This window comes from Microcystis sp. M113S1, from assembly GCF_020246945.1.
Classification (GTDB): Bacteria; Cyanobacteriota; Cyanobacteriia; order Cyanobacteriales; family Microcystaceae; genus Microcystis.
Map to the genome: position 1 here is coordinate 1 of NZ_JADBSA010000121.1, position 7,105 is coordinate 7,105.

Annotated in this window: 8 protein-coding genes; 5 read left to right on the top strand and 3 right to left on the bottom strand. The window is 38.9% G+C overall.

Translation table 11 applies throughout. The features are described 5' to 3' along the window. Positions 1–249: 249 nt before the first annotated feature. Both csaB and IM319_RS06190 read right to left on the bottom strand, forming a co-directional pair. The gene (csaB, locus tag IM319_RS06185) at positions 250–1,287 is read right to left on the bottom strand and encodes a polysaccharide pyruvyl transferase CsaB (protein WP_287735016.1); all 1,038 of its coding nucleotides are present in this window, start codon (positions 1,285–1,287) and stop codon (positions 250–252) included. Positions 1,288–1,540: 253 nt separating this feature from the next. After that, positions 1,541–2,620 (bottom strand): RuBisCO accumulation factor 1, encoded by a 1,080-nt coding sequence (locus IM319_RS06190; RefSeq protein ID WP_287735017.1) that lies wholly within the window; start codon positions 2,618–2,620, stop codon positions 1,541–1,543. A gap of 213 nt (positions 2,621–2,833) precedes the next feature. Here IM319_RS06190 and IM319_RS06195 point away from each other — a divergent pair, with 213 nt between their 5' ends. From IM319_RS06195 to IM319_RS06215, 5 genes are all read left to right on the top strand, one after another. After that, complete coding sequence (locus IM319_RS06195; protein ID WP_002775137.1) at positions 2,834–3,634, top strand: carbon dioxide-concentrating mechanism protein; 801 nt, start codon at positions 2,834–2,836, stop codon at positions 3,632–3,634. Positions 3,635–4,019: 385 nt separating this feature from the next. Then, the gene (locus IM319_RS06200; protein ID WP_287735018.1) at positions 4,020–4,421 is read left to right on the top strand and encodes a hypothetical protein; all 402 of its coding nucleotides are present in this window, start codon (positions 4,020–4,022) and stop codon (positions 4,419–4,421) included. 437 nt (positions 4,422–4,858) lie between these two features. Continuing rightward, positions 4,859–5,305 (top strand): EcoRI family type II restriction endonuclease, encoded by a 447-nt coding sequence (locus tag IM319_RS06205; RefSeq protein ID WP_287735019.1) that lies wholly within the window; start codon positions 4,859–4,861, stop codon positions 5,303–5,305. Between the two features lie 25 nt (positions 5,306–5,330). Further along, positions 5,331–5,705, top strand: a complete 375-nt coding sequence (locus tag IM319_RS06210; protein WP_287735020.1) for an EcoRI family type II restriction endonuclease — start codon at positions 5,331–5,333, stop codon at positions 5,703–5,705. 37 nt (positions 5,706–5,742) lie between these two features. Further along, complete coding sequence (locus tag IM319_RS06215; protein ID WP_287735021.1) at positions 5,743–6,753, top strand: adenine-specific methyltransferase EcoRI family protein; 1,011 nt, start codon at positions 5,743–5,745, stop codon at positions 6,751–6,753. Positions 6,754–6,992: 239 nt separating this feature from the next. Here the strand turns inward: IM319_RS06215 and IM319_RS06220 are convergent. Then, positions 6,993–7,105: transposase (locus IM319_RS06220; protein WP_071784045.1), on the bottom strand; the 113-nt coding region annotated here is incomplete at its 5' end.

Sequence of the window (7,105 nt, forward strand, 5' to 3'; positions counted from 1 at the left end):
ATTTCTCGGCTAGTGAGAGAGAGTCTATCTTTCTCTAAAAAAATGGAGAATCACGTTGGAGCTGTTTGGTATTTTATCCATGACTACAATGCACAGCAAAGCAAAGGATTAAGCCGCTATCACTACTACCGAATCACCACCTGGAAATCGATTTAATAGGGGTATCTTATAAAGCAACAGGTCTATTAAATCTTGTCTCGGTCAGGGCAATAGTTGTGATAGCTTCGGTAATAGCACTCGACATAAAAATTAGCTCACCAATCTAGATAAAATTTCTCGATGAATTAAAGCTCGATCGATTAAAAAATGTTTGCGATCGCTGGTTAATCCCTCTCCATTGGCATAAAAATTAATCCAAGTGGTACTAATATCATTAACTGCCTCTGGTAACTGATCTAATTCCCAACCCGGCATCGGTACTTCGGCAATTAATCGCGACACTTTCGGATCATAACTAAGGGCAAAACAACGACAATCTTCTGCCGCGGCCATAATTAAACTATGAAAGCGCATTCCGATCACCATTTCTACCCCACGAAATAAGCCTTTTAACTGTCTTGGATCCTCTAAACTAATGATTTGATGATTTTCCGTTAATTGACGGGCTACAGCTTCACAGAGGGGCAAATCCCGCGACTTTTGAAAAGGGACTAAGAGAATAAACGCCCCCGTGCTGGTTTGTAAATCAATTAAAGCTTGGGTTAATTTATCTAATTTTGCTGGGGTTAATAGGGGATGGGGACGTAAATTGACGGCGATTCTTGGGGCGGGTAAATCCGATAATCCCTTGACTGATTGAGCGTCTAAAGCCCATACTGGATCGGGGGCAACAATGGGATGAATACCCCAATTGGCGACTAAATGAGCCGAAGTATCATCGCGCACAGTAACTAAACTACATTTTTGTAAAACTTTTTTGGTTAACCAACGGGTAAAAGGTCTATTTAATGGTCCAATTCCCTGCCCCCAAGCAATAGTTTTTAAGCCCAATAATTGAGCAAGAGCCATTAAACCACCGTAATAAATTGGACTGGCAAAACTGGTGACATCCTGCATTAAACTGCCGCCACCCCAGATAAATATATCCGCTTTTTTCATAGTTTGAAAAACTTGCCACCAATCCCTACTAGGACAGGTTTCCACTCCATAACGTTGACTGGTTTCTCTGGGATTATTTGATAAAACAATAGGTTTAATTGCTGAGGGCAACATCTGCAATAGAGACACTAATAATGCCTCATCTCCTCCGTTTCCTCTCCCATAATATCCACAAATTACTGCACGCATATATTCAGTTATCAGTTATCAGTTATCAGTTATCAGTTATCAGTCAACATTTGCCTGTTGTCTGTTCCAGTGTTTTCTTGAAAGTAGGTTTTCCCTTTTTACTTTTTACTTTAAAAATGTCTCTTAGTTTCTTAAGTTATGCTGTCAGCTACAAGTTAGCAGTGACCAGTTTTATTCGATTCAGTGATCAGTTTATCTATTTTCTTATTCCCACTCATAACTAATAGCTTAAACCTGATCACTGATCACTGATTTAGTCGTCCATTTGCCAGGGTTCGGTGATGTTTTTTTCATCGAGGATATTTTTGGCTCTTAAAATCAAGACTAATTGACCTAAGATGGTGACATCGGGGGGACTATCAAACCATTGTAAAGAGACGGAATTATCTCTCTCTACCAGATAATAATTGTTCACGTCCCATTCGGCCAAAACTCGATCGATCACTAATAATACCTCCTCAGATCTGGTGGCAATCGATCGAGGTAATTGATCGCTAGGCCATAAAATAGCTACAGGATCGATCGCCTTTAGAATTGCTTGCCAACCGGGGAGAGGCACAATCGTTTGTTTATCCCCCACCGTTACCAGTCGAAAAGGTTCCTCGACGCTCAAACTTTCTGTCTGTTTTATATCAGTTACCGTCACCGGAAATCTTCCTACTAAAGGAATAATTCTGGCTAATTCGTCCTCATCCTGTAAACGATGGACGGGTAGCAAAGGTGCGCTACGGGTGGGAGTAACGGTAAAATCTTGCAGTAAAGACTCGATCGCCTGTCTGGCCGAGTCAGAATGGGCAAATTTCAACCCTTTAGCGATTAATTTCGCTCTTTCGGCTAAATCTCGCTTTTGTTTGCCCCGTTTCCAACACTGATAAGCGATCGCATCTCCAGGATGACGGGTAAATTCACTGGGAATCTGGGATAAACGGGAAAAATCTTGGATTGCTTTGGCGATATCGTGTGCTTCAGCCACCTCAATCCTTTTTTCTGCCGCTAACTTCGCTGCCCCCAATCTTTGTTCTTGATTGAGAATCCGCAATTCGTATAACACATCACTGCGCGGCCCGATGTAGTAACTTAATAAATCTTCAGCTGCTCCCGCTTTGATTAAACTCTCAAAAACTTGGGCAGCGACAATAATTAAATTTTGTTGGGCATTTTGAAAACCCGTTTGTTCAAAGATTAACTGGGAATCGTAGCCAGCTTTTTGCAGTTTTTGACATTTTTGCCCCCAATTCACCCAATTTCCTTCCTTATGAAGCAGCGAGCGCATTAATTCGGTCGCTTCCGTTTCGCTGATTCGATCATCTGTACTGCGAGGCTGTTCTGTCATAGACAACTTGATCAAGCTACAATAACTAAAATTTATCTAATCCCTCAAAAATCTTCAAGAGCAATTAAGGTTAACAGGATAGACTAGATAGTAACAGGATAGCTGACAATCACCCCCTTCGTACCTGTTAGGGCAAGTTTATCTTCAATGTCTAGATTAAGAGTTAATGGAAGCATTCCCCCCTCGTCCCCAACTAACCCCGGTCAAAGGACGATGAAAACCAAGCGTCACCCCAAAGATAGCGCCTTGGGTTTAGTCTCTACCCTCAGCTTTCCGGCGATCGTCGGGACGGCGGATATGATGCTAAAATCAGCAGAAGTTACCCTCGTGGGTTACGAAAAAATTGGCGGTGGTCACTGTACAGCGATCGTGCGTGGTAATATTGCCGATGTGCGGTTAGCAGTGGAAGAAGGGGCAAAAACCGCCGCACAGTTCGGACAATTGGTATCTAAATCGGTTATTCCCCGACCGATGCCCAATTTAGAGGTAATTTTCCCAATTGGTAGCCGTTTAGCCGAAATTGCCCAAAGTCAACGGGGTTTCAGCAAACTGAGCAATATGTCGATCGGTCTCTTGGAAACCCGCGGTTTTCCTGCTATGGTGGGGGCAGCCGATGCAATGTTGAAATCGGCCGATGTGCAGTTAGCTTCCTACGAAACAATTGGGGATGGTTTGTGTACGGCCATTATCCGGGGTTCCGTCGCTAATGTGGCCGTGGCCATTGATGCGGGAATGCGGGAAGCGGAGAAAATCGGTGAACTGCACGCGGTGATGATTATTCCCCGTTTATTGGAGGATTTAGAACATACTCTACCGGTAGCCAGCTACTGGTTAGAAACCCCCGAACCTTTACCGATGTTGTTACCCAATACCGTCCGGGAAAAACAACGGGAATTAGTCGCTTTACCGGAATTGGAAAAAACTAAAATACCGATTCGTCGCCAAGAAATGCAGGAAAAAGTGTTAGAAGAAGTGATTCCCGTGGAAGTTATCACCGATGAGGACAGTTATTAATTTTTATTTTCAACTTTGCTCCTGTGCTGCTAAAAGTACAGGAGCAAGGTTGAATTAGGGTTTGCAGCAAAAAGTTTGTTGGTGGGTGTGAATTTCCCAGTAAAAAATCTTTACAGAGTCCCCCGACAATTAAACGAATCGAATAATGATAAATTTTTGTCAAGAGGTGCGGTCAGATCGAATAATCGTCGCTAGAATGAGCCTAGTTGTCAGGAATTTATAGCGGTTCTCGCATCTGTGCGGTACACTTAAACCTTTGCTGATTAAGCTGTTTAGTATCTGGAATGTACCTCTTGCGAATCAGAAACGCTATAGTAAACAAAGAAGAACTAAAGACTGCTTCTCAAAAAGTTGAAAATGTGGAAAATGTGGAGAAAAGAGTTAGATGTATCCAACTGAACATGAAAAGTATCTGGCAGCTAGAGAAAAATGGGTTCATGAAGATAATCTAATAAACTATAGACTGTCTTGGCTTCTATTGTCACAAACCATATTATTTGCAACATATGCTGTTCTTTTGGCTGCCCCAAATACTGTTCCACAGTTTGAGCGAATTAATAAGCTACTTGTTATACTGCCTTGGATTGGTGTGGTAAATTTAATAATCGCCTACATATCAATTTTAGCAGCTCTCTCTGCTCAATATAAGCTCAAAGAAGCTATTGGACGCGAATTTGAAGTTACTCTTGGTACACTTACATTGGGTGGTTTTATTTTGGGTCATTTAGCTGCAATATTTTTGCCATGGGTGTTTTTTGTAGCTTGGTTTGTTCTAATTATTCCTTGAAGGCCGTAGGGTGCGTTCCCTAAGGTGGCTCCTACTGCTCCAGCGCTCGATTTTGGGGAACGCACCATGCACATTGATTGAAACTGTGGGTTAAAGTGCGATGTCGAAGGCACTGTCTAGAAGTGCGATCGCAATCTTGTAGGGTGCGTTCCCTAAGGTGGCTCCTACTGCTCCAGCGCTCGATTTTGGGGAACGCACCATGCACATTGATTGAAACTGTGGGTTAAAGTGCGATGTGGGCTAATCTGGCTAACAAGCTTTTGGGCGTGATATGGGGAAAAGTTCTGGCGATTGCGCCTAAATAGAGTGATACGCCAAAAGTTGACCCATATCGTTACTCTGGAGAGTGTTATACATAAAGTTGGCGTATAATCTTTCGTTATAGATACATTGCCTGTAGCAGAAAGTAGAAGATTTAAGTAAAGAAAAGGCACAATATGACTAAAAAGAATCAATCAAAAAGATTAACGAATCAACATAAAGAGTCTAAAGGTGTGGTTGGTATATTTGGAGATGAAGCAAAATCACACGACATAACTGTTGGAAAAATTTCACTTTTTGTAATTAAACAGCTTGAAAAGGAGTTTCCTCAATTATCTTTTCAATACAAAAAGAGCATAAAAAAAGAAGAAATAAACGAAGCATTAAAGAAAATTGACCCAGCATTAGGACAAACACTTTTTGTATCAAATTCAAGTATTATACCCGATGGTGGAATAATAGAAGTAAAAGATGATAACGGTAATTGGAGAATCGTTTTAGTTTCGGAAGCTAAAAATCAGGGGAAAGACATTGAAAACATCAAAGCAGGAAAACTTGTAGGAGCAAAAAATGATCAAGATTTGATGGCTGCCGGTAATGCAATAGATAGAAAGATCACATAAAAACATATCTGAAATCGCTAATTTGATGTTATCTGAATCTCATTTTCCATATGTATTATTTTTGGAAGGCTCAAATTTTTTAACAGAAACTATTTCAATTAAAAGACCCGATGGAAGGGTTGTAACGCTTGAATACAATTCAGGAACGCTAAATAGATTAGATAGGTTAACTTCTGCAAATTATGGAATGCCCATTAATACCAATTTGTGTAAAAATAAGTTTGTCAAGCATAAAGATAAAACAATTATGCTTCAAGCAACTTCTATATACACACAAGGAAATGGCGGAAAATGGGATGTGGATGACAAAAAAATGTTTGACATTATGCTTGAAATTTCTAAAACCTCTCTTCAAGTATTAGGCAGTGAGATATTTAATCAGATAACCAAAAGTAAATAACTAAAACAAAGATTTATTAAATCAAAATAGGTTTAAAATGGCAAGAAATGCAACAAATGAATTATTACAAAAAGCTAAAAAATCAAAAAGTGACGAGTTTTATACACAGCTTTCAGATATAGAAAGCGAATTACAGCATTATAAAAGTCATTTTGAAAATCAAGTAGTTTATTGCAATTGCGATGATCCCCGAATTAGTAACTTTTTTAATTATTTTACCTCAAATTTCAATGAATTAGGTCTTAAAAAAATAATAACATCTTGTTATAGAGAGCAAGTAAAAAATTTATTTAATACAGAAGAAGATGAAAAAGGTTTTTTCTTTGAATATACAGGTACAGAAGGCGAAAAAAACAAACCAACGTCAACTGACCTAGTTTACTTTAATGGAGATGGTGATTTTCGTAGTTCGGAAAGCATTGAACTATTAAAGCAGTCCGATATTGTTGTTACCAATCCCCCATTTTCATTATTCAGAGAGTATGTAGCTCAATTGGTTAAATACGATAAAAAGTTTTTGATAATTGGAAATATTAATGCAATAACCTATAAAGAAATTTTCAAACTTATTAAAGAAAACAAGGCGTGGTTAGGAATAAATATTGGTAGAGGTATTTCAGGTTTTATTGTACCTGAACACTATGAACTATATGGAACAGAAACTCGAATAGATAACTCTGGTAATAGAATAATCTCACCAAACAATTGTTTATGGCTCACTAATTTAGATAATTTTAAGCGGCACGAAGATATAGAACTTACAAAAAGATATTTTGGCAACGAAGTTCAATATCCAAAATATGACAATTATGATGGAATTAATATTAATAAAACACAAGACATACCAATAGACTATAAGGGATATATGGGAGTGCCAATAACATTTTTGCATAAATTTAATCCCGACCAATTTGAAATAATTAAATTCAGGAAAGGGAATGATGATAAAGATTTATCAGTAAATGGGAAATGTCCTTATTTTAGAATACTAATCAAGAATAAACGAATACAAACTGAATATATTGATTTAACTGACAAAGAAAGATAATGTATGACAAATCGTTGTACCTGACATTTTTCCGCTACGATCCAAAATGTAGCGATCGCAATCTTGTAGGGTGCGTTCCCTAAGGTGGCTCCTACTGCTCCAGCGCTCGATTTTGGGGAACGCACCATGCACATTGATGGAAGCTGTGGGTTAAAGTGCGGTCGCCGATCTTAATAAGCTACATTAACAACAATACTTAAAGAGAGGGCTTAAGGCTCTTCGTTACTCTTTATGCTAAATCAACAGACAAGATGCCAAGATAACATACTTCTAACCCAAAAATTCCGAAAGTTTCTAAAGCCATAGCCTCTTCGTTTTATTAGTTTAAGTTTATTGTTGATTCCCTCGACCA

Coding starts and splice junctions, on each gene's coding strand:
- csaB (WP_287735016.1), bottom strand. CDS start 1,287: ATGCGTGCAGTAATTTGTGGATATTATGGGAGAGGAAACGGAGGAGAT.
- IM319_RS06190 (WP_287735017.1), bottom strand. CDS start 2,620: ATGACAGAACAGCCTCGCAGTACAGATGATCGAATCAGCGAAACGGAA.
- IM319_RS06195 (WP_002775137.1), top strand. CDS start 2,834: ATGAAAACCAAGCGTCACCCCAAAGATAGCGCCTTGGGTTTAGTCTCT.
- IM319_RS06200 (WP_287735018.1), top strand. CDS start 4,020: ATGTATCCAACTGAACATGAAAAGTATCTGGCAGCTAGAGAAAAATGG.
- IM319_RS06205 (WP_287735019.1), top strand. CDS start 4,859: ATGACTAAAAAGAATCAATCAAAAAGATTAACGAATCAACATAAAGAG.
- IM319_RS06210 (WP_287735020.1), top strand. CDS start 5,331: ATGTTATCTGAATCTCATTTTCCATATGTATTATTTTTGGAAGGCTCA.
- IM319_RS06215 (WP_287735021.1), top strand. CDS start 5,743: ATGGCAAGAAATGCAACAAATGAATTATTACAAAAAGCTAAAAAATCA.